Source organism: Sinorhizobium sp. 7-81 (assembly GCF_030124405.1).
Classification (GTDB): domain Bacteria; phylum Pseudomonadota; class Alphaproteobacteria; order Rhizobiales; family Rhizobiaceae; genus Sinorhizobium; species Sinorhizobium psoraleae.
This window is the reverse complement of the sequence record NZ_JASKLT010000017.1, coordinates 52,038-75,025: the sequence shown is the minus strand read 5'-3', so window position 1 is coordinate 75,025 and position 22,988 is coordinate 52,038. Positions and strand designations below refer to the sequence as shown.

23 protein-coding genes and 7 pseudogenes are annotated in these 22,988 nt (G+C 56.7%); 18 read left to right on the top strand and 12 right to left on the bottom strand.

Translation table 11 applies throughout. The features are described from left to right. Positions 1-208, top strand: a 208-nt coding sequence (locus tag QN224_RS29545) for a hypothetical protein (RefSeq protein WP_283979578.1), incomplete at its 5' end; no start/stop codon positions are given. A gap of 444 nt (positions 209-652) precedes the next feature. Here QN224_RS29545 and QN224_RS29540 read toward each other — a convergent pair. From QN224_RS29540 to QN224_RS29525, 4 genes are read right to left on the bottom strand one after another with little or no spacing between them, the layout of a single operon-like run. Beyond that, positions 653-1,375 carry a DUF6602 domain-containing protein gene (locus QN224_RS29540; protein WP_283979573.1) on the bottom strand — a complete coding sequence of 241 codons (723 nt, stop codon included), beginning with the start codon at positions 1,373-1,375 and terminating at the stop codon, positions 653-655. Then, positions 1,372-2,310, bottom strand: coding sequence for an ATP-binding protein (locus QN224_RS29535; protein WP_283979572.1), 939 nt, complete (start codon positions 2,308-2,310; stop codon positions 1,372-1,374). The genes QN224_RS29540 and QN224_RS29535 overlap by 4 nt, the downstream gene beginning before the upstream one ends. Next, on the bottom strand, positions 2,310-2,825 hold the full coding sequence (locus tag QN224_RS29530) for a hypothetical protein (RefSeq protein ID WP_283979571.1): 516 nt from the start codon (positions 2,823-2,825) through the stop codon (positions 2,310-2,312). Before QN224_RS29530 ends, QN224_RS29535 begins: the two co-directional genes overlap by 1 nt. A gap of 8 nt (positions 2,826-2,833) precedes the next feature. Continuing rightward, positions 2,834-3,799 carry a CBASS oligonucleotide cyclase gene (locus QN224_RS29525; RefSeq protein WP_283979577.1) on the bottom strand — a complete coding sequence of 322 codons (966 nt, stop codon included), beginning with the start codon at positions 3,797-3,799 and terminating at the stop codon, positions 2,834-2,836. Positions 3,800-3,900: 101 nt separating this feature from the next. On the opposite strand from QN224_RS29525, the gene QN224_RS29520 reads away from it, so the two are divergent. Continuing rightward, positions 3,901-4,260, top strand: a complete 360-nt coding sequence (locus QN224_RS29520; protein WP_283979570.1) for a helix-turn-helix transcriptional regulator — start codon at positions 3,901-3,903, stop codon at positions 4,258-4,260. Next, positions 4,257-5,141 (top strand): ImmA/IrrE family metallo-endopeptidase, encoded by an 885-nt coding sequence (locus QN224_RS29515; RefSeq protein WP_283979569.1) that lies wholly within the window; start codon positions 4,257-4,259, stop codon positions 5,139-5,141. The genes QN224_RS29520 and QN224_RS29515 overlap by 4 nt, the downstream gene beginning before the upstream one ends. A gap of 30 nt (positions 5,142-5,171) precedes the next feature. Here QN224_RS29515 and QN224_RS29510 read toward each other — a convergent pair whose 3' ends face one another. From QN224_RS29510 to QN224_RS34135, 4 genes are read right to left on the bottom strand one after another with little or no spacing between them, the layout of a single operon-like run. Further along, positions 5,172-5,888, bottom strand: a complete 717-nt coding sequence (locus QN224_RS29510) for a SprT family zinc-dependent metalloprotease (protein ID WP_283979568.1) — start codon at positions 5,886-5,888, stop codon at positions 5,172-5,174. Beyond that, on the bottom strand, positions 5,888-6,040 hold the full coding sequence (locus QN224_RS29505; protein ID WP_283979567.1) for a hypothetical protein: 153 nt from the start codon (positions 6,038-6,040) through the stop codon (positions 5,888-5,890). Before QN224_RS29505 ends, QN224_RS29510 begins: the two co-directional genes overlap by 1 nt. 2 nt (positions 6,041-6,042) lie before the next feature. Further along, positions 6,043-7,074, bottom strand: coding sequence for a hypothetical protein (locus tag QN224_RS29500; protein ID WP_283979566.1), 1,032 nt, complete (start codon positions 7,072-7,074; stop codon positions 6,043-6,045). 41 nt (positions 7,075-7,115) lie between these two features. Continuing rightward, positions 7,116-7,265 carry a CGNR zinc finger domain-containing protein gene (locus QN224_RS34135; RefSeq protein ID WP_369292618.1) on the bottom strand — a complete coding sequence of 50 codons (150 nt, stop codon included), beginning with the start codon at positions 7,263-7,265 and terminating at the stop codon, positions 7,116-7,118. Between the two features lie 64 nt (positions 7,266-7,329). Between QN224_RS34135 and QN224_RS34130 the strand changes: the two are divergent. From QN224_RS34130 to QN224_RS29460, 9 genes and pseudogenes are all read left to right on the top strand, one after another. Beyond that, a pseudogene (locus tag QN224_RS34130) lies at positions 7,330-7,530 on the top strand (hypothetical protein); the annotation flags it as partial. After that, positions 7,440-7,862, top strand: coding sequence for a hypothetical protein (locus QN224_RS29495; RefSeq protein WP_369292620.1), 423 nt, complete (start codon positions 7,440-7,442; stop codon positions 7,860-7,862). The pseudogene QN224_RS34130 and the gene QN224_RS29495, both read left to right, overlap by 91 nt. Positions 7,863-8,355: 493 nt before the next feature. Continuing rightward, on the top strand, positions 8,356-8,694 hold the full coding sequence (locus tag QN224_RS29490) for a hypothetical protein (protein WP_283979564.1): 339 nt from the start codon (positions 8,356-8,358) through the stop codon (positions 8,692-8,694). Positions 8,695-9,335: 641 nt separating this feature from the next. Next, positions 9,336-10,517: a hypothetical protein gene (locus QN224_RS29485; protein ID WP_283979563.1), complete on the top strand. Its 1,182-nt coding sequence runs from the start codon at positions 9,336-9,338 to the stop codon at positions 10,515-10,517. A 325-nt stretch (positions 10,518-10,842) separates the two neighbouring features. After that, a complete protein-coding gene (locus tag QN224_RS29480) occupies positions 10,843-11,046 on the top strand; it encodes a hypothetical protein (protein ID WP_283979562.1) in 204 nt (67 codons plus the stop codon). A gap of 817 nt (positions 11,047-11,863) precedes the next feature. Further along, positions 11,864-12,835 (top strand): ABC transporter ATP-binding protein, encoded by a 972-nt coding sequence (locus QN224_RS29475; protein WP_283979561.1) that lies wholly within the window; start codon positions 11,864-11,866, stop codon positions 12,833-12,835. Positions 12,836-12,887: 52 nt separating this feature from the next. Beyond that, positions 12,888-13,289, top strand: a pseudogene (locus QN224_RS29470) (phytanoyl-CoA dioxygenase); the annotation flags it as partial. A gap of 442 nt (positions 13,290-13,731) precedes the next feature. Continuing rightward, positions 13,732-13,779, top strand: a pseudogene (locus QN224_RS29465) (hypothetical protein); the annotation flags it as partial. Positions 13,780-13,809: 30 nt separating this feature from the next. After that, positions 13,810-14,161 (top strand): annotated as a pseudogene (locus QN224_RS29460) (SRPBCC domain-containing protein). Positions 14,162-14,231: 70 nt separating this feature from the next. Here the strand turns inward: QN224_RS29460 and QN224_RS29455 are convergent. From QN224_RS29455 to QN224_RS29445, 3 pseudogenes are all read right to left on the bottom strand, one after another. After that, positions 14,232-14,375, bottom strand: a pseudogene (locus QN224_RS29455) (transposase); the annotation flags it as partial. Positions 14,376-14,408: 33 nt separating this feature from the next. Then, positions 14,409-14,689, bottom strand: a pseudogene (locus QN224_RS33950) (hypothetical protein); the annotation flags it as partial. Then, positions 14,689-14,906, bottom strand: a pseudogene (locus QN224_RS29445) (transposase domain-containing protein); the annotation flags it as partial. The pseudogenes QN224_RS33950 and QN224_RS29445, both read right to left, overlap by 1 nt. A gap of 901 nt (positions 14,907-15,807) precedes the next feature. On the opposite strand from QN224_RS29445, the gene QN224_RS29440 reads away from it, so the two are divergent. The 6 genes from QN224_RS29440 to QN224_RS29415 all read left to right on the top strand — a co-directional run bounded on the left by QN224_RS29440 (position 15,808) and on the right by QN224_RS29415 (position 21,924). Next, the gene (locus QN224_RS29440; RefSeq protein ID WP_283979559.1) at positions 15,808-16,758 is read left to right on the top strand and encodes a hypothetical protein; all 951 of its coding nucleotides are present in this window, start codon (positions 15,808-15,810) and stop codon (positions 16,756-16,758) included. A gap of 18 nt (positions 16,759-16,776) precedes the next feature. Then, complete coding sequence (locus QN224_RS29435; RefSeq protein ID WP_283979558.1) at positions 16,777-17,400, top strand: CDP-alcohol phosphatidyltransferase family protein; 624 nt, start codon at positions 16,777-16,779, stop codon at positions 17,398-17,400. 23 nt (positions 17,401-17,423) lie between these two features. Then, positions 17,424-18,470 (top strand): membrane dipeptidase, encoded by a 1,047-nt coding sequence (locus QN224_RS29430; RefSeq protein ID WP_283979557.1) that lies wholly within the window; start codon positions 17,424-17,426, stop codon positions 18,468-18,470. Next, entirely contained in the window at positions 18,467-19,660 is a 1,194-nt protein-coding gene (locus QN224_RS29425) for an NAD/NADP octopine/nopaline dehydrogenase family protein (protein WP_283979556.1), read from the top strand. Before QN224_RS29430 ends, QN224_RS29425 begins: the two co-directional genes overlap by 4 nt. Positions 19,661-19,678: 18 nt before the next feature. Beyond that, entirely contained in the window at positions 19,679-20,482 is an 804-nt protein-coding gene (locus QN224_RS29420; RefSeq protein ID WP_283979555.1) for a class I SAM-dependent methyltransferase, read from the top strand. Positions 20,483-20,595: 113 nt separating this feature from the next. Further along, positions 20,596-21,924, top strand: coding sequence for an LLM class flavin-dependent oxidoreductase (locus QN224_RS29415; protein ID WP_283979554.1), 1,329 nt, complete (start codon positions 20,596-20,598; stop codon positions 21,922-21,924). A 17-nt stretch (positions 21,925-21,941) separates the two neighbouring features. Here the strand turns inward: QN224_RS29415 and QN224_RS29410 are convergent, their stop codons facing one another. Then, positions 21,942-22,826 carry a hypothetical protein gene (locus QN224_RS29410; protein ID WP_283979553.1) on the bottom strand — a complete coding sequence of 295 codons (885 nt, stop codon included), beginning with the start codon at positions 22,824-22,826 and terminating at the stop codon, positions 21,942-21,944. Positions 22,827-22,988 lie beyond the last annotated feature (162 nt).

Sequence of the window (22,988 nt, the reverse complement as noted above, 5' to 3'; positions counted from 1 at the left end):
GATGCAGGCCGGGCGAGAGCAACAGCGCAGCAACGGCGGACCGCGCCGCACCGGCCAGACGGACCATATGTTCGGCATTCGCGATGGCAGCCAGAGCAAAGCTGGAGCCATCCGCCGCCGACCGGCCTGCGCAACCCTGACCAGCTCCAGCCGGTCGGCGGCTTGCGTTTGCGTACTGTTCAAATATGTTCACTTGCGAGGGCAGTAATAACGGGTATGATGATGTCGCATTTCTAAGTTGACTACTTTGTCTCTTCTTTAACTAGCTTTGACATAAGAACATAAGATAAGAATACAAAGACGATGACATGTACACCGCAAAGTTAAAGTGTCCTGATCCTGCAAAGTAAGAATGTCACTCTCTCCGGGTTTTGATCACCTGGGAGATTGCGGATGGGATTGATTGCGATGAGCGAGCGTGACCTGCAGCGGATTGAGGTTTTGTCGAAAAGGCTTAAGTATCTAGCATGTCCCAATCGTCGCCTATGACCAGTGGAGGGCTGACGGTTTTCCATTGAGCATAGAGGGAGGGCGCACTACCCGCCCTGGCCCCTGCTCTTGTGACAGGGATCGTCACCCGTAAGACGGCTTGGTTGGCTTCGGGGCGACGTAGAGCCCGGCCCCGGCTGTGGACGGGGGCACGCATATGGGATTATTTGATCAACCACTGCGAATAGGCCTGAATATCGATCATGGGGACGGTGCCGCTGAATTGCAGGCGGGAGATAAGATTAAAAAGAAAGGCTGTCGCTGCCCGTGTCCCCGGAGCAAGAACATAGTCGCCAGCAGTGTCAGCATACTGGAACTGACCGTGGGCAGCTATGCAGCCAATATCCAGACGGCGATCATCGACTCCATCCGCCAGAGCCTTTCTCAACGATTCGCCTAATGGCGGGTTCCAATCACTTTCAAAAGTCAGGATACCGCCAATGATGGGTATAAGCGGCTTTGCCGCGTAGGTACCACCGGCATGCGGGATGGGGAGACTTGTTCTGTGAAGCTGCCGAACGCTGGCGACCTTGTCCTGGGCATATTTGACCTGATCCGCATTGATGGACTGCTTGGCCTCGAAAAGGGCATAGACGCTCTCGGCGGGAATGATGGTCTGTCCCTGGTAGCTGAAAATGAATGGCGAATATTGACGATCAAAAACGACCACGTCGATCTGGTCGCTGAAAACGCCATTGCTATCCACTACAAATGCCGTCTCCGCCTGATAGCGTTTGGGCAGATAGGTCTGCAAAAGCTCAAGCCATACTTTCTCGCTGGCGTCACCCTTGGCTACCGGATGACCGAAAGTGGCCCGCGAGATTTCAAGCCGCTTTTGCAGATCCTGATGCAGGCCATCAAGCAGTTCTGAAAGTGACCAATTCATGCAGTGCGCTCCTGAAACGGTGATGTAGGGATCATCTGCATCGCCACTTCTAACGCACGCTGGGGACGAACCGCGGCAGTGGGGTAGGCGTCAAGGACGATGGACGGAAGGAGGCGTTGGACGACGTCCGAGAACGTGAACCCATAGTCCTGGCCTGCGCGCGGGCCGGTCGCCGCCACTATGCGCTCAATATCGGTTGCAGAAAAACCGATTTCGCCAAGCGCGCCGGACAACAACATCCGGCGCTGCGCTTCATCCGGCCGGCCGAACGCCAGAATATCCGCCGCGCGACGCTTGACGGCCGGATCGAGGGCCCCGAGCCTGTTCGTGCACATGATTACGGCCGCCGGTAATCCGGCATTGGCGATTCGGTCAACGCCTCGAATAAAAGCGTTTACGCCGGCGCGATCTTCATGATGCATCTGCGCGTTCTCGCGCGACTGCGCCAGAGCATCCGCCTCGTCAACAAGAAGGATGATTCCGCCGCGCGCTTTTCCATTGCTGCCTTTCAGCTTGCTCGCCTCCGCAATCGCATAGTCAAAGGCTGAAGAAACAAGCTGGGTCATCTCACCGACGCGGCCCTGGCCCCGCGTTGAGAGGCTCAGAGGCAGCAGCGTCACATCGATATCCTCCTGTCTGGCAACGGCGTCGCCGACTGTTTCGGCCAGTTCGGTTTTGCCGGACCCGACATCGCCTGCCAGAACCACGAGCGGCGGCCGGCGCAGAACGGTTGCCAGGAGACCGTTCATCTGCGGATGATGTTTGCGTGCCCAAGATTCCAGACCTGCCGGGGTAATGAGCAACCCAAGGATTTTGGTCAGGCGCGCCTTCTGGTCATCCAAGCCGACGAGGCGTGCAAACCGATCCCGCGCCGAAAAGTCCGGGTATGTAATACGCCGCTCGAAAAACGTATCCACCCCTTGTCTTCCATCCATTACCAACTCCTCACACTTGCACGGTTCAGCGAACGTCCACCGGACGAATAGATACGGTCGTCGGCGAAGTAACCGCTAACGCCAGGTTCTGACGCGCCTCCGCGAAAGAAGCGCAGCGTCTTCTTGAAGGCAACCTGCTGGTCTGACGAAAGGCGATCCCAGGCGGCGCTGTAAGTCAGGTAGGAATAGAAGCTTGCCCCCGCTATGTCCGCACCAGGCCGAACACGTCCAGGATCATCGTCGTTGGCGGCAGCCTCGGCCAGTTCGTGCGCCGTATAGCGGAGAGTGGGTTCGATCCATTCATTGTTGCGGCGGTAGCCATACGTAACTGTGCCGAGATAACCCGCGTTCAACAGCGCAATCACTTCGGCTTCGTACTCCGCGATGGAGGCATCGCTCGGCGCGCCATAGAAGCGTTGTATGCGCTTGAGGTCTGCGGAAACCTTTGCGGCCATATGTTTTGCGTGCGTGACCGTGAAAGTCGCGACTTCAGTGATCGTATAGCTCAGTGTCATGGTCGTCTTCACACCTGAAATGATGGACCAAAGATTTTCTGCCAGTAATAGACCGTCTCCTGCTTCGTCGGTGCGGACAGAGCGGCGTCAATCGCATCGCCTGCATCAAGGGCGGCCTCGACGATCGCGTCGGCTTGCTGCGACGTATAGAGCCGGCTGACATTGTTCTCGGCGTTTACCGGATCAATGATCTGCACGGGCTCGGAGAAGGTGCCGATCGCGGACGACGGGTAGTAATCGGAAAAGACGATGCGTTCACGAAAATCACTGCGGGCGATATACGTGAAGAAGTGTTGAAGTGCTTCGGGATAATCGGAAAGGTCCGCGCCACGATCCTGCAGGTGAGCAAGCACCATCTCCACCATGAACGATTTGAAGCGGAATCCGTCCCTCTCCCGCTTCATGAGACGGGTCCAGTATTTCGCAAGACGAACGACCTGCGCAAAGTGCGTCGCCTGAACTGCCTTGCGCTTCCCGGCAAACTCCAGATGAAGCGGAATGCTGGTTTTCAGGAACGAACCGTCTTCCTGGCTGACAAGATTCCCGTACCACTGCGGGTCGCCGTCATAGAGAATCGGCACAATATCAACATCGAGACCGGTGCCCCGGAACGACACCGTGACGCTATAAGTCTGCGGCTGAACCTGATCCGGGCTGAAATTGGGGAAGGCTTTGCGCAACCGCTCGGCAAGATATTCCAAAAGGGCGGCGATATCGGTCGGCGCATCCGCACCGCTAATGTAACAGGCGACGTCTATATCATTCAGAGACCGAAGAGCCGTGCCCTTTGCCAGGCTCCCCGACAGTAGCATTTTCCGCAACGTGAAGTCGGGATGCTCCGAGAGATATCCCTCAAGCTTTTCGCGCAGACGACGGGCCTGCGCGCGGTATTCGGAAGCCTTGTCGCGCGGCAGGTTCACTTTTTCGTCCGCGAAGCGGGCGATATCGGCGTGGTCAACGTGCTGGCGACTCATATGAGGCAATTCCTTGCTATTGTCGAGGTAGACATGAGATACTTGTCTAGAATATAGGCGGCCTGTAAAAAAGTCGTCAAGTCTACCATGCCGGAGTCGACATGATTGAAAATACCCCTCCATCCGAAATCTTCAAGGAACGGTTGCGAACAGCCCGCGATCTGCGTGGCTGGAGCCAGGGAGAACTGGCGGAAAAGGCCGGTATGCCCCCCACTTCGATCGCTCACTTTGAAGCCGGCGCACGCAAGCCATCCTTCGATACGCTGCGTCGCCTGGCTAACGCCTTGGAAGTGACCACAGATTTTCTGCTCGGGCGCGTCGATGACCCCGGTCTTGCCGAAGCGGGCGACCCCCTGTTTAGGGATATAGGAAAGCTCTCCGGGCATGACCGCGAGATAGCGAAGGATTTCCTGAAAATGCTGGCTGAACGCAATGCCGGCAAGAAAGGCAGCCAGAAATGACCCGCGTCTTCCGCCAGAAGATCGCGCGTCAAACCGCTGAAGCTTTCTTGCGCGAAGAGGGAATCACCGATCTGCCGGTGGACCCCCTCGCAATCGCGGAAAGCCGCGACATTGTGGTCGAAGGGAAACCGGAAAAAGCCGACGGCGTTTCAGGGATGTTGCTGCGGCACGGCAACAACTTCGGTATCATCTATGCCACGCATATCCCGAGCGTTGGATTCCAGCGATTCAGCATCAGCCATGAACTGGGACATTATTTCTTGCCGGGGCATTTAGACCACATCTTACCCGCCGATGGGGCGCACGTTTCCCGAGCGGGCTTTGTTACCGCCGATCCGTATGAACTGGAAGCTGATCATTTCGCTGCCGGACTGCTAATGCCGGAGAAGCCCTTTAAAAAGGAAATGGACAGGCACAACCTTGGCCTGGATGCAATAGCAGCCGTCGCCGAGGTATGCCTTACGTCTCATACCGCCACTGCCATCCGCTTCGCGGAATTGAGCGATATGGCCGTTGCGGTCATTATGAGCACCGGGGGCGTTATTGACTACTGTTTCCTTTCCGACGCCATGAAATCCCTGCCAAAGCTGGCCTGGCTTCGGAAGGGAACATCATTACCGGCGGGCACTGCCACGACCGATCTTGCCCGCGCCCCGGCGCGGGTCCTGGCAGGTGAGCGCGTGGATGATACCGTCGATGTGCGCGATTGGCTCGGTGGCGAAAAGCGGGCCTTCGTTACGGAGGAATCTATTGGGCTCGGAAAGTACGGGAAGGTGCTGACTGTTCTGACATCGCGGTCCATAGGTCAGGAAGATTCACCGGACGAGGATGATGAAGAGGAAGACCTGATCGAGAGCTGGACGCCGCGTTTCCAAAAGTAGCAATGCTTGTCAACAGGCGGACCCGCTCGTTTAGTTTAACGGCTCACCATACGGCAAGGGCGCTTCGTTGAGGGTTTGGCGGATCAAACGCCAGTTAGACATCTTCTCGTCCATCGCATCGACGAAGCGGGCGCTGTGATCGGGAACGAGAAAATGCAGCATCTCGTGCAGAATGACATAATCGAGACATTCGGCGGGCTTCTTCGCAAGTTCCAGATTGAGTCTGATGTTGCGCAGTCGGGGATTGCTGCTGCCCCACTTGTTTTTCATGCGTTGCACGAAAAACCGGTCAACCCTGATATCAAGCTGCTTTTCCCATTTGGCAATGATCGGCCGCGCCGCTTCCTTGAGTTCGAGCCGGTAGAAATCGTCGAGCAGCGCCTGTCTTTTCTGCGTCGGCGCGTCGCCTCCGGCGTGAAGAACGATATGCCGATGCTCGACCGCTACGCCGGGACCGTCAACCACATCGGCCAAGTGCAGCAGATAGCGCTGCCCCCATAAATAGTGGCTTTCGCGCTCCAGATATTCACGCGGAGACTCAAGTTCCTGCGACAGCAATTTGGATTGATGCTTCTTTATCCATCCCAGTTTGGAAATAGCGAAAAGTCGGATATTTTCGAGGCTAATGCGGCATGGCGCTGCAATGCGGACGCGACCGGTCGGCGGATAGACGCTCAAATGGACGTTCTTGATATCCTTGAATACCACGTCCACCGAAATGCCGCCGATGTCGAACTGCGTGACCATCAATACTCCTTCTGAGCCTTGATAATCAGGAACACGCGCTCGACCTCGGCAAAGTCCTGCAACACCTTATAAAGGGCTGCCTTGATCTGTTGCTCGCGCGGCTGCACCCCGCGCCACCCGTCCGGGCGGCTGCTTTTCACCGCCTCGTCCACTTTCAGCGCCAGCTCTTCGTCCTGGCCCAGATTATTGTAAAGGGCGCTCGCTTGCCCGGCGTGTTTAGGCTGGGCGGCGCTTCGTGGGCTTGCCCCATCTCGATGCGCTGCGCGATTTCGGCGATGCGTTTCAGATATTCCTCGTACTCGATCGCCTTGGCCTTGCGGTTGGCGATGATCTCGTCCAGCAGCGCCGATATCTTCTCGTAGAAGGCCGGATCGTTCAGGTGCTCCTTGATGATCTTGCTGCGGACGTTGTTTTCAATTGTCTCGGCGATGGCATCCTTGTTGCCTTTGAGCCCTCCAAGCTGTGATGAAATGACCTCGGCAATGCCGGTCTTCACGATCAGCTCAAGCAGGCTCGTGCCGTCGAAGGGCGAGATTTTGCGCGGTTCGTCCGCCTCGATATAGGTGTCGATCAGGTGCCGCATATCGGCCTCGTACGCCTTCAGGTCGAGGCTTTCGTTGCTCGCCAGGCGCACGGTGTCGCGGGCATTCAGGTAATGCTCAACCTGTTTCTTGATGCGCGCGACATCGGCGGCACTGTAACCGGCAGCATCCATCTCGTCGGCAATGTTGGCGTAGGCTCGTACGAGGCTGGCGGTCGCTTTATAAAGGGCGGCGCGCTGCGGCTCCCGTTCCTTGAGATCGGCGGGGATTTCAGTATTGCCGCAAAAGAAACGGATGTACTCCAGTTCGCCCTTCGGCGGTTCCACGGGTTCGCACAGGAGCACGATGCTTTCCAGCGCCTTGCCCTTTTTCAGCCGGTCATGCAGCAGGACATCGGGATCGGAACCTTCGGTCGAGCGATCGAGTTCCGACGTGTACACCGCAATGGCATTCTCGACCTTTTTGAACAGGTCTTTGTAATCGACGATGTAGCCGAAGTCCTTGTCTTCGCCGTCAAGCCGGTTGGTGCGGCAGATGGCCTGGAAGAGGCCATGATCCCGCATCGACTTGTCGATATAGAGATAGGTGCAGGGCGGCGCGTCGAACCCGGTGAGAAGCTTATCGACAACGATCAACAGCTTCATATTCGCCGGTTCTTTGGTGAACAACGCCGCCCGCGGCATAATCATTTGGCGTAATCGTCCTTCTTCTTTCGTTGGCGGAACGTGGCGACGTGCCAGCGGTTCGCACATCTATTTCCGCAGAAGCGACGCGAGCCTTTTTTTGATGTGTCGATGAATGCGTCTCGACAGGGATCGGCGACACAGACCCGCAATCTGGAAAGGCCATAACGCGCAACGGCCGATGCCAGGTTTGACAGTGCTAGCTGTCCGGACTCGCTGGATCAAGGTGTCCGAGTTCGCCGCGGAAAAGGTCAGAGTCCCTCCTGGAGGCAGTGCCATGGTTACGGGAGCCCGGCTCAGCATCACGTTCAACTGCTCGATCGGCGCTGGGAAGGTGCTCTGTTCTCACTGGATCCTCGAAAGCCGGTCGCTGCTCGCCATTTCTGCACGAGCGTCCGAGAGATTCTGACTCAGATTTTGGAGACATCATCGCTCCAGATGCGGATGTGGTGTCCGCCGACCCAGGATGTCAACGGGTGCAGAACAGCACGAAACCCACTCGACGGGCCAATATCAACCACATTCTGGCAGTGCGGGGGATCGGTTCGGTGGAAGCCCAGGAGTTCGTCGAGACTGACATCGACAATGTGCTGACCCTCTTCGGCGTCTTCAATGAAGCGACGCATGGACTGCTGGCCGTCACGACTTCGGGAGGCTCACGAGCATTCGTCAACGCGTTGAAGGCGGGATCATGTTCCTGTCGGCTCTCGCAGTCCAGTGATGCTCGGGAAACTGCGGGCGTGTCGTAGCCACGGGGAAGTTTCGCAATGAATTCGTCTCCGCGCCGGCAAGCCGAGCGACGCGCATGACTGCCTCGCGCGACATCGCCGGGTTAGCGAGCGCGATGTTGTCGACGTCGGGGGCGTTGTGCGCGTAGCGGAAGCTGACCGACTTGAAGGCGATCGCCCGCGCGGCGGCGGCAGGCTGACGGTCCCGGCCGGACGTGGTTCCATCGGTGACAGCCGGGCAGAAGGGCAACGGTGGATTGGAGCGAAGTCGAGGAGGCGATTCGGGTAACGGATCGGTTCTGATCGTTTTGCCTTAGGGAGAGAAGCTGCCGCAGCACCTGCAGGCCGGCGTTGATCTTGTGGCGGAGGTGTCACCCTTGGCCGCGCACCATCTGGCCGTGGCCATCAAGGTGGTGCATAAGCGGGGCGTGACTACCGGGCAGGCGGAGCAGCTTTACGCCTCATGCTGTTGCGCGGGTTCGTGGTGAGGCGGAGAACGCTCAGGAGCACAGCCATGCCAATGTTCAAGTTGCCACTCTCTGGCGACGTTACTCAAACTATCCCACCCTGGGCGGCGCTATTCAGCCCATTCAACAACCAGTACAGCGCCATCACCGTCAACTTAGGTCGGTCGAGCGCACCCGCTGTCGAGGAAGAGGTGTTGGCCGAAGTTGGCAGCTACGGCAAGCAACTCGGCCGTATCGGCGATGCCCTGCTCGTTCTCCTCAAGCATTTCCGGCCAGAGACGCCACTTGCATCGGATGAGCAGGAGGCGATCGACGCTTTGAAGCAAATGCTCGACGAGATTGCCACGATCAAGGAGCATCACCGGCGGGAGGTTCTTCGGCCGTAGGCGTAGATCGTCAATCGGCAGGGGTGTTGCCACGTTGGAAGTTGCCGTGGCCGCCCCGGTACCGTCCAAGGCGTGAGAAGGCTCGTTTGCGTAAGATTTGTCGGCAAAAGAGGAGGATGACACCAGGAACCAGAAGAGAATGGATATTGCGGGGAGCGCTTCCATCCTCGGCCGCATGACCCGTATGTTCTGGCAGCTAGGAATCAACGAATTTTTATCAAACGCGTTGCAACCAGTAGTTTCGTAGGGATGCGTGAAGGCGTCGTTTTACGCTATAACTCTTATATCGACGAACAGTAATGCAGTAATCGCCGGATGATCCCCTAGCTCTCGCCAACAAGCTGGCCTTGTGACGAAGAAATGCGTGGCATCTCCCTTTTCAAAGTCAGAACGGTAGAACGTTCCCGGGATGGAAGAACGAGGATGCAGTGGCGATTGGGTTCTGTAAAAGCATGTGCGTACCCTAAGTAGCTTCGTGTGAATTCGCACAACGACTTTCTTGTTTTCTGTCCACTTCTACAAGCATTGATCGAAATAAAATTCGACGCCACAAAAATATAGATAAACGTTTCGCTTGCTCATTTCGGGGCAAGCATCTGCTTTTTCATTGCAAATTCAACTTCGTCTAAAGGAGGACGACCATGTCGCTTGCGCTTGCCATTCGAAAAAACGCAAGATCCATTGCAGCTACGCAGAACACGTACAAGCAAAACGTTGCCATGGTGAATACCTACGTCACCAGCGTGCTCACATCCAAACTGCCAAACTTGAGCCAAAACCCGCCAGATTGGCAGGATTTCGTCACCGCTTACGAACAAGCGAACAGCGATGCCCTTAGCTGGGTCAACAACGTGATGGCGCGTCTGCTCGACGTACCGTCTGAAGTCCAGGATTACAACAACATCATCAGCCAATTGCTGGCGGATGCCCAAAACCAAGCCCACATACTGGTGAGCGATCCATCGAACAAGACTGCCCTGTCGATCCTTGACAGGGACCTCGACAGTCTCTCGAAGCAACTCGCCATCGTCGTCACCTTCATCTCGGGAGCCGTGACCGCCGTACAGAATTTCGGCGACACGCTCCCTGACATGGCGACGCAATTGCAGACCATCGCAACAGCCTCCGCCCAGGCTGCGAACGCCGATCAGGCTCAGATCGACCAGCTCAACGCCGACATCCAATCGTTGCAAGCCGAAATCAAAAGCCTGACCGCCGCCATTATCGCGCTCGGGATTGCCGATGGTGTGGCGCTGACGATTGGTGTCGTGGCAACCATCGCACTATGGCCGGTGGGTGCTCTGGTGTGGTTCGTAATGGGACCGGCGGTTGCCGTGGCCACCACCTACATCGCCCTCGACGGCTTAAAAATCACCGCTGACAAGAACAAGATCGCTGCGGATGAGAGCGCCATCACAGGCCTGACGGCCGACGTGGCCACCCTTCAGGTACTTACGACAAACTACGCCAACATGGCCAGCGAGACGCAGCAGATCGAGACTGCACTGCAGGGTGTCCTGCAAGAATGGCAGACGCTGGAGAGTGAAGTCAACGCAGCCATAAGCGACTTGAAGGCCGCCATCGCCGATGCCGGTTCCTCGAACTTCACAGCCGTCCTGAACCAAGTTAATGACGCGATCACGGAATGGAACGCCGCCTATAACCAGGCCGGCGCGCTAACACTCGATTTGCAGGTCAACGACACCCAACTGCAGCTTGGCATGTCTTCGGCAGATGTGCAGGCCGCACTGTCAAGCGGCCAGACTGTCAACATCATTGAATATTACAACCAGATCCAGTCCTCCACATCGATCGCGGCATAACGGTACGATCACGGCATACGATGGGAAGGCTCCCGACCGGTTTCGGTTGCAGGAGCCTTCCCATCGCGACTTCCCTGGCGCTGGCCAATCAGTCGAGCGTCTGCAACGGCAGCGACGCGCCAAATGCGTTCATAGCCTCTGTCACACTGAGCGAGGCAACAAATTCTCTGTCATCCAGGCGTATGCAGAACGAGGTTGCGATCATGGGGAGCCCACACATGATCAGCGTCCAAATCGTGGTGAGTGACTTTTGCGCCTTTGGCGCAGACATAGCAGAGTTATTTAGGACGTCAGGCGGGCGACGGCTACATAGGATTTCTCTGCAATGTTTGGAAAGAATGTGGAACTACTGCTGCTCCATGCGCTGCCCTTGGATGGATCGATGTGGGCCGACCAACTCGACCTCCTGCCGGGGGAAACATATGCGCCGACGCTTTATGGATTCGGTGATCGCGTGGAGGATTGGGCTGCGGAAGCACTGAGACTCCCCAAGCGCAAATTAGTTGAGATTACTGTTCGGCTTTTGTGAAGTATTGGCGGCTCGGAGTCGGAACAAATTGATAGCACGACCTGACAACTGTGCTCACCTTTCAAAACAGCTAGGTCGCCTCATTCGGGGCATTGCGGACGGCCAGAGGCAAAATGACCTCCGCCCAACATGAATATATGCCGCGATGCTCCACCTGTTGAATTTGCCCCGTCCCGCCAACCCTCTCATACTGGCTCGTCACGGCGCAGCCGCCGTGATCCGCTGCAACAGGTTGACGAAATGGCTGGTCCGAACCCCCTTTGGATTTCGTGCAGCGTCCACGATCTGCACATAATGACTGACCGCGAGCCATCTTGACTGACTGATGGTCAGTGGTTTATGCAAATGAATATGAGTAACAAACTCAGGATTTTGGTTGTCGCTCCCTTCCTGCGCAGCGCCGATCGCGGAGCCTGGCAGCGTCGACGGACGCGTGCGGCCGGAGAGAGGGGCGTGCAGGCGGAAGCTCGCTTCCAGCGGGTCGACATTGTCAGAGAAGCCGCGGCTTCCGGGATTGGCGCCGCTTGCACGGCTGCTGAAGCCCGTTCACTTTCACCTCGCCATTTGTGCGGTATTGTCGGCGGTTGCGGCCGCCGCCGGGCTCGTGCCGTATATCGCTGTGGCGGAATTGGCTCGCGCCGTCCTTCCGCCGAATAGCCCCACCTCGGCAACAAACGTCACATGGGGCATGGGTGGGAATCGGCGCGGCAGGCACAGCACTCCGCCTAGTGCTTGTCTTTCTGTCCTCGCGTGTCGGGCACTATGCCGACGGGAGACGCGGTTCAGCTCGGCTGCGTCGCGGCTTCTCGCATCGGAAATGACGGTCCTCGGCGCGGTGATGATCGTGGGCCTTCCCCTGATTGCCGCTGGCCACCTGAACGCAAGTTCGCTTCTTCCATTCCTGATCGTCGAGATTGGTCTGCCAACGTCAATCACCCCTGCGATTCAAGGCTCGCAAGGGCTGCGCAAGGGTCGCGTCTCCGCCGCTCACATCGAGAGCATATTGTCACGTGAGCCATTGCCGGAAGCTGACGAACCGCTCCGACCAAATGGCTACCGCATCGAATTTGACGATGTTCGCTTCTCGTATGATGGGAAAACCGAGGCCATCGCGGGGCTTTCGGCCATCTGCGAGCCCGGGACGGTCACGGCGATTGTCGGTCCTTCCGGTGCAGGCAAGACGACGATCGCGAGCCTGCTGCCCCGCTTCTACGATGTAACGAGCGGAGCAATCCGGATCGGCGGCATTGACCTGCGCTCAATGGATACGGCGACGTTGCTGTCTTCGATGTCGCTTGTGTTCCAGGACGTCGTGCTCCTGCGTGACACCGTCACGGAAAACATCCGGATTGGCCGCCCGAACGCTAGTGACGAGGACGTCCGGGCGGCCGCTCGGTCGGCGCGGATAGAAGACGTCATCGAGCAATTGCCGCAGGGCTTCGACACGCTGCTTGGATCGGAAGGCACGGGCCTCTCCGGAGGCGAGCGGCAGCGCCTGACCATTGCGCGCGCCATTCTCTCCCGCGCGCCGATCGTGGTGCTCGATGAGGCGACGGCCTCCCTGGACCCGGACAGCGAGGTCGCGGTTCAGGAAGCGTTGGCCGAACTGACGCGCGGAAAGATCCTCATCGTCATCGCGCATCGGCTCCACACGATCATGGGCGCCGACCAGATCCTGGTCCTCGACCAGGGGCGCGTGATCGAACGGGGGACGCACGAAGCGCTCCTCACCAAGGGCGGACTCTACGCGCGCCTGTGGGCTGCCCAGCACGCAGGAGCGCAACAATGATCGGCAATCTTTACAGGCTTTGTCCGCATCCGAGGCTGCTGATCCGCCTCGCCGCGCTGACAACCATTCAGGCTGCAGCGGACGCGCATTGCCGATGCTGTTCCTGTTTTCGGATGTTGGCCCCGATGATGCGCCAACGAAGATACGGAAAGGGTCACACGCCACCATTGCGCGGGAACTGCTGCCCTATGGCGAAGCGGGCGCGACGCTCCGGCAGCTCTCTGCAAATGGTTACGCTTCGACAGAAGATTGCGAGGTGGAACTAGCAACAGGCGCGGCAGGCACGGTCTATTTGTGTCACCCATTCCTTGTCCATGCCGCACAACCCCACCGAGGGCAGACGCCGCGTTTCATGGCACAGCCCCCGCTCCTGCCGAAAGGCGAATTTGATCCGACCTTGCCCCCCTGTACGATTCAGGTCGCTATCCGTCAGGCATGTGGGCTGACATTCTAATCATATGGCGTAAGGCGCAGCAGTCCCACGCGCCTTAAGGCATTTGTCGCAAAATTCCTAAAACCCACTACGTCACATACGTTATGCTCCGCCGTAGTGGAGTAAGGAGTAAGGACGTGAACGAGGAAGAGATTGTCGGACGCGGAAGCATGAACCGGGTTTGGATCGCAGGAAGCACGATCCGGCGAGAGCGCGGAGCATAGCGATACCATTGCCACGCTGCTCAGGCATCTCGAAAGGTCGGGCTTTGAATATGCTCCCGTCATCTCGGCGTCGATGAACAAGGCCGCGACGTCCTTAGCCGATTGGAAGGCGATCCGATTCCGACCCTGCGAGGTCTGGAGCAGTTGCAAGAGGTAAGCGGTCTCCTGCGAGCCTTCCATGACGCAGTGGCGGACTTCATGCCGCCGCACGATGCCACTGGCGTAATGCGCAGGAACCATTGCGCGCCGGTGAGATCGTAATCCACAGCGACATCGCGCCGTGGAACCTACTTGAACGGGATGGCGTCATAACCGGATTGGTCGATTGGGACACCGCCAGACCCGGCAAGGAGCTGGACGTTGACTTGGACGAACCGCCGCAAAAGGTCTGGCGCGCACTTAGCATCCCCGAACTTCGGGAAAGCTGGTTACCGAAGGAAGCATTGACCGACCCCGAAGCAACGACCGTCACCCCCGGTGAGGAAGTCCGCTACAAGCTGCGCGGCGACAGCCCACCATTCCTCGAAAGCACCGTAACGTTCAGGATCGCGCCCAACGCGACCGGCGGAACCTGCCTTCGGGTTATCCACGAACTGACCGGTAAGGTTCGACAGGATGGCAAAGGCGGCCGCGAACAGTAACAGTCCACCCCTCGCGCTGGCCGCCTGACGCGGCAAGCCTCCCTTAAATTCTGGAAGATTGGAGTTCGCCGATGCGCGAAATACGGGCCTAGTCCAGCCCACCAGATGATTGTTGCGGCGAGTTGGACAGCGGCAATGAAGTTTCGCGCGAGCTTGCCGTAGCGGGTGGCGATGCGCCGCCAGTCTTTCAGCCTGCAGAACATCCGTTCGACGAGGTTGCGTCGGCGGTAAGCGGCTCGATCGAAGGGATGGCGACGCTCGCGGGTAGGGTTGTATTTCGCCTTGACGCGAGCGATGAGTTCTTCGTCGTCGACAAAGCTGTCGAGGAAGTCGTTCCAGGCTTCGGGCGAACGGCGAGCAGCGGAGAGCATCTGGTTAAGCTCATCGATGCCATAGTCGGTCAATGCGGTGATTGTCTGATCGTCACCGTGTACGACGCTGATGATACTCCCATAAGATTGTCGGAATTGCGGACGATCGCCTCTAGGAGTTCCAAGTATTCGCCGAGCATTTCGGCGACATGGTGGATGGTGAAGACGTAGGTGATGGTGGCTATCAGGCGGCCTCGGCGCAGATGATTGCCACAGGTGCCCAGTTCCATGGGAGCAGCTCGTCGAGGCGGTTGATCTTGTGATCGTGGATGCGGTCGAGCACGTCAGCCAGATAGGCCTGCGAATCGACGCCATTCATCTTGGCCGTCTCGATGATCGTCATGGCACACGCGCCAGGGTCTCCGCCCCCGTGTCGGCGCCAGCGAAGAGCCAATTTTTCTGCGGTCATTCCGCCCATGTCGGGCAGGAAGATGAAGTTTGTTACCGCTGGCACGCACTCTACCGGCGGCGTGTTCGCCGCCAGTATACGGAGCGGCGCCCGCTTCATCGACGATGCATAGGGAGGTCTCTTTCACAGAGACGTCCGTTCCGAGACCACGTTTTATCATCCCTCCAACCGCGGCACCCTGGCTACGATCCCAAATCGGAAGATGAGGCGCTAAGCCGAATTCCCCATCCAAGCCTTTTGATTCAGGTATCCGGGAAAAATCGGCCGCCAGCGTGTTCTTGTGAATACGCATCGCCTCGAGTGGAGTGATTGCCATGTTGGCTTAGTCTCTTGCATGTCGTCTTTGTCAGGTCCGCGCCACTGCCTTGTTTGGCTAATCTTTTGTTCTGTCAGAAGGCTAAACGTTTGGAAAAGAACCATTTTTAACTACAACGGCCCCGACTGGCACGAGTTTTGATTCTTTCGTTCGGAGGCGGCGGAAGCTGCCAACCGGCATTTAGTGCCTCGGGTAAGAGGATGGATTGGGCGAAGGAGGAGAGCGACATGCTAGGACTGCATCAGATGCCTTCCGGGACAGACTAGTGGCCGCCGGCATACCGAACATCGCCGCTCTCGTCGCAACCATGCGAAGACCGCTGGCAATTGCCGCAAATTTATTCATTTGAGTTGAAGGAGGCACGACAATGAACAACGCGATTGCGTTCCCAGTGCGTACCAAAGTCTTGCCGATGACGACCTCATCGACAACCCTTCGCGAACTCATTACTGGCAGCGCCTATTCACTCTGGCTAGCGCGCGTTGCGTTCCCGAGACTGCAACCTCCCTGAGGGGTTCCCGTCGAAGTAGATACATTGCGCTACCTGACACCGCTGCCGCCAGTATCCGAGGACTGACATGGAAGACATTATTGGGCGATACGCTGAGCATAGTTCCCGTACGCCATATGAGATGGCAGTCCGCTCTGCGTCAATCAAGCACCTCGGGCCGGAATTCGGAAGACAAGGATTGTTCCTTCTTACGACCTGCCTAAGGGTAGAACTCTATGGTCTGCGCTCTGTCGTAGACCGCTTCAGCTCTTTGATCTTTCCAACGGAGCAGTTTGTTGAGATTTGCGGCGCCGCCTCGATCACGCAGCGGCTGGCGGAGCTTTCTGCAGGACTTCACTCCCAAATCCTGGGCGAAAACTACATCAGTCATCAAATCGAAGGTGCACTCTCCAACCTGCCCGCCAACAACCCCATTCACTCTCTTGCGCTGCTCGCTATCGACGTAGGTAGAGCGGCTCGAGTCCGACAGCACTTCATCGCCTCGCTCAATTATGATGCGATCGTTCGGAAGATAATCGAGGATAGCTATCAGGCGAACGAATGCCCGTCGGATCTTTATATAGTCGGGGCCGGAATGTTGGGGCGGGAGCTGATTGCGCGTGAATTAGGTCCGCGGTTCCCGAGTCGGACGTTGGTCACCAGAAACCCTAAAAATCTCAAGAAAAAACTAAAGCTGTCAGATCCCGCGATAGCCTACGCTCGCATCAAGGATCTCGAGAACAAAACAACTCCCGGTTCGGCCGTCGTGATCGCAACGACCGAGGTAACCGACGAGTACCGCGCAATGTTGGAACGGTGGATTACCGAACTGGAACCTCGGGTAATCATCGAGCTATCCTCGATTCCTGTACTCACATCGTTCAGCGGAAATACAGAGCGGTACGTTACGATGTACGGTGATCGATTCTTGTCATTTGTCCTTGAAAATAATCAACAACTCGCACCCCTCAAGGATGAGCTCCACAACCAAATCGCAACCATCCTTTCGACCGCAGCGGGCTACCTTCGCGCGGCTTAGTATGGGGGAGAATCGTGAATGTTGCGCGTACTTTCTGATCCCGCCAACGTGCTGACGCTCGTCGGCCTCTTACTCTCGGCTGCCACACTTCCGCTTTTTTTGGCACACCAATATGCCTTCGGACTCAGCTTACTAAACCTCGCGCTGTTCATTGATCATGTAGACGGCATAGTTGCCCGGCGTACGCCGAACCGCCGCGCAGAATGTGCTGACTTCGGTAAGCAGTTCGACTCCTACACGGACATTCTGGGGGCTTGCATCGCGCCCGCCGTTCTGCTTCTGGTCACCGCGCCTGACTGGCGATGGGGAGCGCCCCTCACAGTTATAACTATTGTGACGGGAGCTATTCGGCTAAGTTATTTCAACGCGATTAGCTTTCAATACGACCACGTTGTGGGTTTTCCCATCACATATACTGTGCCGATATGCTCAGCATTGTTCATGTTTTGCAGTCTTACGGGCTTTGCCGACTTCGGGAGCGTGTGGGCACTATCGTTAGCAACAATCCTTATTCTACAGCTTTCATCGTTTCCCTTTCCGAAACTCCAGGGCGCCGGCTACCGCGTCGTACTGCCACTCAACATAGTTTTCGCGGCTCTGTTGTTGATCCTTGGTGCACACCCACCGGCCCTTTCTCCGTGATTCTCTTGGGAGAGATAAAGAAGATGGACAAGGACGCCGACAAATCAACGAAAGTTGCCGAAAAGGAGCGAGGTATATCCACAATTATATTCGATGCCCTTTCGATTGATTCGCTGCTACGAAACGACGTAGCAGAGCGCTACTTGCTGTCAGGCGTGACGGCAACAAACATGTCAATCATTCTAGAGCACGACTGGGAAAGCTCAATTCGCAACTTGGACCGCGCTTTGACGGCGATTGACCGAAGTCCACTTCTCATGCAGGCGACGAATTCGTCGGACATATATTCAGCTCAGAAGGCGAACAAGCTTGCGGTGGTGCTTGGTAGCCAAGGCGCATCTTTCCTTGACGGCCATAACGTAGATCAGACCCATCGCTTGCGGACCTTGGCTCGCCTAGGATTGCGCTTCTTTGGCTTGGTCTATACTTCAAGGAACTTGCTAGGAGATGGGTGCGGCGAGAAGCTCGACGGAGGGTTGACGTTCCTAGGCGAAGATATCATTCATGCAGCGAATGAATTCCCCCTTGCAATTGATATATCTCATTGCAGCCATGCAACAAGGCTCGCCGCGGCGGCTCTCGCGCGCGTGCCAGTTTGCACGCACTCAAACGCTTTTTCCCTCGTTCCCAATCCGCGAAACGTAAAAGATGAGTGCATTAAAACCATTGCTAATAGACAGGGCGTCATTGGAGTTGCGGCGTTGCCAAAGATCGTCGCCACGCAAAATCCAACCATCGAGGACCTTGTTTCACATATTGAATATCTGCTTTCGTGCGTCGGGCCCAATCACGTAGGGCTGGGGCTCGATTTTGTCGAAAAGTCGAATTCGGAAAGCTTGAAATTCCCCTCGACCTCTCGCTGGAGAGCGCTCCGGCCGGATATTTTTGGAGACGTCGGTAGCTTCGGGGTTAATCCCTACCCCGAAGGGATATCGTCAATCACATCGCTTCCCGCTCTTCGAGTCCGCCTCGTCGAACGCGGCCATCCGAGCCTCGTGATCGACCAGATCATGGGTCTCAATTGGCTTCGAGTGCTTGACCAAGCCAACGCATCAGGAGCCAAGGCATGACAGCACCACTGCCCATCGCTATTTGCGGCGGCGGACCTATTGGCCACGCGTGTGCGGCCATGCTTTCGCAAAGACCTGGCGTGTCCGTCTCTCTTCTATCCAACAAGGCGTCAGAAATCCGTCGAGCCATGCCTATCGAAGGCATCGCCGTTCAGCAAATGAATGATGACCCGGCCCATGGTCGACCGGCTGTAATTTCGTCATGCGCGGAAGAGGTAATACCCAGCGCTAACATCGTGATACTTACCGTCCCCGCTCACATTCGAGGCGGATTGCTTCAGGTTATCCACCAATTCATAGCTGATGACAGGCCGGTATTCCTCGGTGCCATCCCGGCGAATGGTGGGTTTGATTGGCTTTGTCAGTCACTTCGTCCACGGCGGGACAATCTTATTCTATGGGGGATGAGCGGTGTTCCTTGGACCGCTCGGGACGTCGTCTTAGGACAATCTGTTAGACTTGGAGGACGGCGTGAGCGCCTAGAGATTGCGGTTGGAAATGGCTCCGAACAATCCGATGTGTCTTGGCTCAGTTCGACTATTAGTGCCCTCTTCGATCGGCCCATCCGAGTCGTTCAGAGCTTTATCGAATTGACATTAGCGCCTGGTAACCCCGTATTGCATGGTGGGGCGATCTACGGACTGATTGGGCCATATTCTCAGCATTCTGATCTTTTATTCGACGCACCCCGCTTCTGGTGGCGCGAGATTTCGGAGCTCGGGGCATATTTCATCGCTCGCCTGGACTTAGAGCGGCAGCAGTTGCTTCAGGCTGCGCACTCGCATCTAGGTATCTCTGCTGATTCAAGCTGGTCACAATACGACGAAATCGTCTCTTCGTTCTGGCCGATGATCGACGATGCGCGCACGCTTTTCACCGTTCTGCGCACGAATCGCGCGTATCAGGGCAAGGTGCCGCTTACTGCTATCCGTGATGGCGGCTTTCGCTTCGATACGGGCTCACGAGCTTTCGTTGAGGATATCTCGTTTAGCCTCGCCCTCTGGGTGAAAATCGCCGGACGCTTGAGAACTGAAGTCCCATACATGGCTGAAATCGTCGACTGGTCGCGTTCCGTGGCATCGCCAGATTTTAAGGCAGAATTCGATTTCCTCCCATCGGATTGGCCGCGATCGCCTCTCGCAAATCCTCATGCCGCCCGCCCACCGAAAGGCGGTCGTCGTACTGTTTAGACAAACGGAGCAAACACGATGGCAATCTCGACTCTGAATGACGCTGCGGCAAAATACGACCCAATCGCAAGCGTTTATGACAAGACCCGGCGAGCGGACCCGCAAGTCGGTACAATACTGGCTCAACAACTGGAGTTGAGTACAAAGGCACGTCTTCTTGATGTCGGCTGCGGGACCGGAAACTACGCCGCCTTCCTCATGGCGATGGGCGCGGAAATTGTGGGCGTCGACCCCTCGGAGAACATGCTTGAGATCGCCAGGGAGCGTTGCGCGAACGCCCAATTCCATCGCGCCGGCGCGGAGCAGCTACCTCTGGAGGATGCTGAGTTTCAGGGCGCGTTTTCGATGCTTGCAGTGCATCACTTTGCTGATGTAAATGCAGCATGCCGAGAAGTCCACCGCGTTTTGGCGCCAGATGCAAATTACGTGATTTTCGGTGCCGACCCGGATCAAATTCTCACATACTGGCTAGTTGAATACTTTCCATCTGTGTTCCAAAAAATAACTTCGAAAGTGCCACGTGCACTTCGCGTACTCACGGCGCTGCGCGATGCTGGGTTTAGGAACATCCGAGTGCTTCCCTGGGACGTGCCACCAACGAACATTGATGACTTCCTTTATGGTGCCAAGCATTCGCCATCACGCTATCTGGATCCGAACCTAAGACGAGGCTCCACTTTGTTCCGGGAGGCGGACCAAGAGGCCGTCACACAAGGTTGCGAGCGCTTGCGCTCGGACATTGAGACCGGCCGGATTGCAGCTGTCATGGCGCATTTCCCATCAACATGCGGTGACTATTTTTTCATTACCGCCAAGGCCTAGCAACTGGAGGCGTCCAGTGCTTCTCAGGCCCCCGCCCGTTCCATGTCTTAGCACAGTATTCAATGGTCGTTGGCACCGCCGCTGGTGCGGTCTCTGCGAAATAGGAGGACGCGATGAGTGAAGGCATCAAAGAAATCCGGCTCGGACTCTTCATGCGTCCAGTTGGTCACCACATCGCGGGATGGCGGCACCCAAATTCGGCAGCCGATCAATCCTTGACGCTGCCCCACCTAACCGACTTGGCGCTAACGGCCGAGACGGCCGGTTTTGACTTTCTGTTTCTCGCAGATAGCCTCGGTTTGAGACAGGCCGATCGAATCCAACTTAGTCGGACAGCACGATATGTTTCGCAATTCGAGCCACTAACGCTCCTCGCCGCTCTATCTGGCAGTACCGAGAACATCGGCCTGATTGCGACCGTGTCGACCAGCTATAATGAGCCTTACCACATTGCCCGAAAGGTGGCCTCTCTGGACCATCTCAGCAATGGTAGAAGCGGATGCAATTTGGTAACATCTTACTATGACCACGAAGCTGCGAACTTCGGTGATGCTTCGCTGGCGGACCACGCGACGAGATACGAAAGAGCCGACGAGTTCGCCAGAGTTCTGATGAAACTCTGGGACAGCTGGGAAGATAACGCATTCATTTATGACAAGGTGGGGGGTGTGTACTTTGACCCGGAAAAGCTCCATGATACCGATCATCGCGGGAAACACTTCCGAGTTCAGGGACCACTAAACATTGCGCGTCCCCCGCAACATCGTCCCGTAATAGTTCTCTCCGGCGGATCACCTGCCGCGGTCTCGCTTGCCGGTCAGTGTTCAGACATCGTGTTCACAGCTCAAAGCGGGATTGATGGGGGAAGACTCTTCTATCGCGAAATAAAGGACAGTGCTCTAGCTGCGGGTCGCGATCCTGATCGGATCAAGATAATGCCGGGCTTAATGCCAATCGTTGGTACCAGCCGATCCGAGGCGGAAGAAAAGCTGGCTGAACTTCAGTCCTTGGTGGCTCCGGAGGTTGCTATTTCGCTCTTAGCCGAGCTTCTCGGAGGGATGGACCTCTCTCATTACCCACTGGACGGACCACCACCAGAGCCCACCGCAACGAATGCCAGCAAGAGCAGGCCTCAACTACTCTTAGAATCGTCCAGAGCGGCCGGCTTTACGTTGCGTCAGCTGGCTCTTCACACGTCCCTCGCCAGGGGCCACCTTCTCGCAGTTGGAACACCGGCCGATATCGTTGATGTGATGGTCGAATGGGTCGATACGCTGGCGGCAGATGGGTTTAATGTTATGCCCGCGCACTTTCCGGATGGACTAACGGATTTTGCCCGTCTTGTCATTCCCGAGCTCTATAAAAGAAACCGGTTGGCTGCCAAACAAGAAGGTCGAACTCTCAGAGAAAAACTCAGCCTTGATCCGCACGCATGTACCTAGAGCTCGCGCCATGTTGTTTAGTCCGCTCGTCCCTCTGCGTCAGAAATTTTCCTCAATAACGAGGCCACCGCTTCCAACTCGTTCAACAGTTCGCCGATATGGGCCGAGGTCGCTGCGGCTCCTGCCTCACCGACAAAGAAAAAGTGCCCACCGTCTTGGAAACGCGTCAGCCTGCGGGGCAGGTCCTGCATTAACGAGCGGAGTTCATCCCACTCATCCGGCGATATTTCCTTCAGTATGCCAGGTGGAAGCCCGTGGTAGATCCTGCGCGAATTGAAAAATGCGAACGCGGCCTGGTCCGTCAGGGCGTGTTTCGCGTCAGATGGCAAGGTAGGCACGATGCTTGCTGTCAATGGATAGTCGGCGAAATCAAGTGAACCCAGATCGGCGATGGCGTCATTTATCGCATTTGCCAATTTGCCATTTCGAAATCGTGTCGCCTCGCCCCGCAGATTGATTGGGCAATTCGCAAAATAGTGGTGCCGGCATATCTCTTCGGTAAAAAGAGCCTGCTCCGTTGAACCCATGATTTGGGTCAGTTCATCCGTCCAACGCTGGTAATATGGTATGCCGTTGGGCGCACACTCCGTCACAGTCCAAAGCGAGTCCCGTGTCAGGGATATGCGATCGTCAGAAATCGGAGCGAGGCCGGGAAGCGGCGCATTCGCCGCCAGGGATATGAAACCTAGTACCCTCAGTCCGATTGCAGTCGCGCTCCGATTAAATGATTGGGACATGCGTCCCGCCATACTCCAGCCGACCAGGAGAACGTGAGGGGTGAGACTCTCGCGCCGTATGACTTCTGCCGCAATCGAAGCGACGCTGCAGCCCCAGTCACTCACGGTCATCTCGGGATAGACGCGGCCGAATGCCGGGTGATCAGAGGGATATGACTGCACCAAGATATTATATCCGGCGGTCTGGAGGTTGCCGCACAGAAAGTCCGTCGGCTCCGTTCCAGGATGTCCGTAGGCGATTCTACCTAGGAAACCACCGCCGGGCACAAATACGAGGAGGGGTTTTTTACAGTCGCTGCGGAAAAATCTGCATATTGCTGGAAAGCC

What these genes read in the sequence shown, in the direction of transcription:
- QN224_RS29540 (WP_283979573.1), bottom strand. Translation starts at nt 1,375, where the DNA reads ATGAATTGGTCACTTTCAGAACTGCTTGATGGCCTGCATCAGGATCTG.
- QN224_RS29535 (WP_283979572.1), bottom strand. Translation starts at nt 2,310, where the DNA reads ATGGATGGAAGACAAGGGGTGGATACGTTTTTCGAGCGGCGTATTACA.
- QN224_RS29530 (WP_283979571.1), bottom strand. Translation starts at nt 2,825, where the DNA reads ATGACACTGAGCTATACGATCACTGAAGTCGCGACTTTCACGGTCACG.
- QN224_RS29525 (WP_283979577.1), bottom strand. Translation starts at nt 3,799, where the DNA reads ATGAGTCGCCAGCACGTTGACCACGCCGATATCGCCCGCTTCGCGGAC.
- QN224_RS29520 (WP_283979570.1), top strand. Translation starts at nt 3,901, where the DNA reads ATGATTGAAAATACCCCTCCATCCGAAATCTTCAAGGAACGGTTGCGA.
- QN224_RS29515 (WP_283979569.1), top strand. Translation starts at nt 4,257, where the DNA reads ATGACCCGCGTCTTCCGCCAGAAGATCGCGCGTCAAACCGCTGAAGCT.
- QN224_RS29510 (WP_283979568.1), bottom strand. Translation starts at nt 5,888, where the DNA reads ATGGTCACGCAGTTCGACATCGGCGGCATTTCGGTGGACGTGGTATTC.
- QN224_RS29500 (WP_283979566.1), bottom strand. Translation starts at nt 7,074, where the DNA reads ATGAAGCTGTTGATCGTTGTCGATAAGCTTCTCACCGGGTTCGACGCG.
- QN224_RS29490 (WP_283979564.1), top strand. Translation starts at nt 8,356, where the DNA reads ATGCCAATGTTCAAGTTGCCACTCTCTGGCGACGTTACTCAAACTATC.
- QN224_RS29485 (WP_283979563.1), top strand. Translation starts at nt 9,336, where the DNA reads ATGTCGCTTGCGCTTGCCATTCGAAAAAACGCAAGATCCATTGCAGCT.
- QN224_RS29480 (WP_283979562.1), top strand. Translation starts at nt 10,843, where the DNA reads ATGTTTGGAAAGAATGTGGAACTACTGCTGCTCCATGCGCTGCCCTTG.
- QN224_RS29475 (WP_283979561.1), top strand. Translation starts at nt 11,864, where the DNA reads ATGACGGTCCTCGGCGCGGTGATGATCGTGGGCCTTCCCCTGATTGCC.
- QN224_RS29440 (WP_283979559.1), top strand. Translation starts at nt 15,808, where the DNA reads ATGGAAGACATTATTGGGCGATACGCTGAGCATAGTTCCCGTACGCCA.
- QN224_RS29435 (WP_283979558.1), top strand. Translation starts at nt 16,777, where the DNA reads ATGTTGCGCGTACTTTCTGATCCCGCCAACGTGCTGACGCTCGTCGGC.
- QN224_RS29430 (WP_283979557.1), top strand. Translation starts at nt 17,424, where the DNA reads ATGGACAAGGACGCCGACAAATCAACGAAAGTTGCCGAAAAGGAGCGA.
- QN224_RS29425 (WP_283979556.1), top strand. Translation starts at nt 18,467, where the DNA reads ATGACAGCACCACTGCCCATCGCTATTTGCGGCGGCGGACCTATTGGC.
- QN224_RS29420 (WP_283979555.1), top strand. Translation starts at nt 19,679, where the DNA reads ATGGCAATCTCGACTCTGAATGACGCTGCGGCAAAATACGACCCAATC.
- QN224_RS29415 (WP_283979554.1), top strand. Translation starts at nt 20,596, where the DNA reads ATGAGTGAAGGCATCAAAGAAATCCGGCTCGGACTCTTCATGCGTCCA.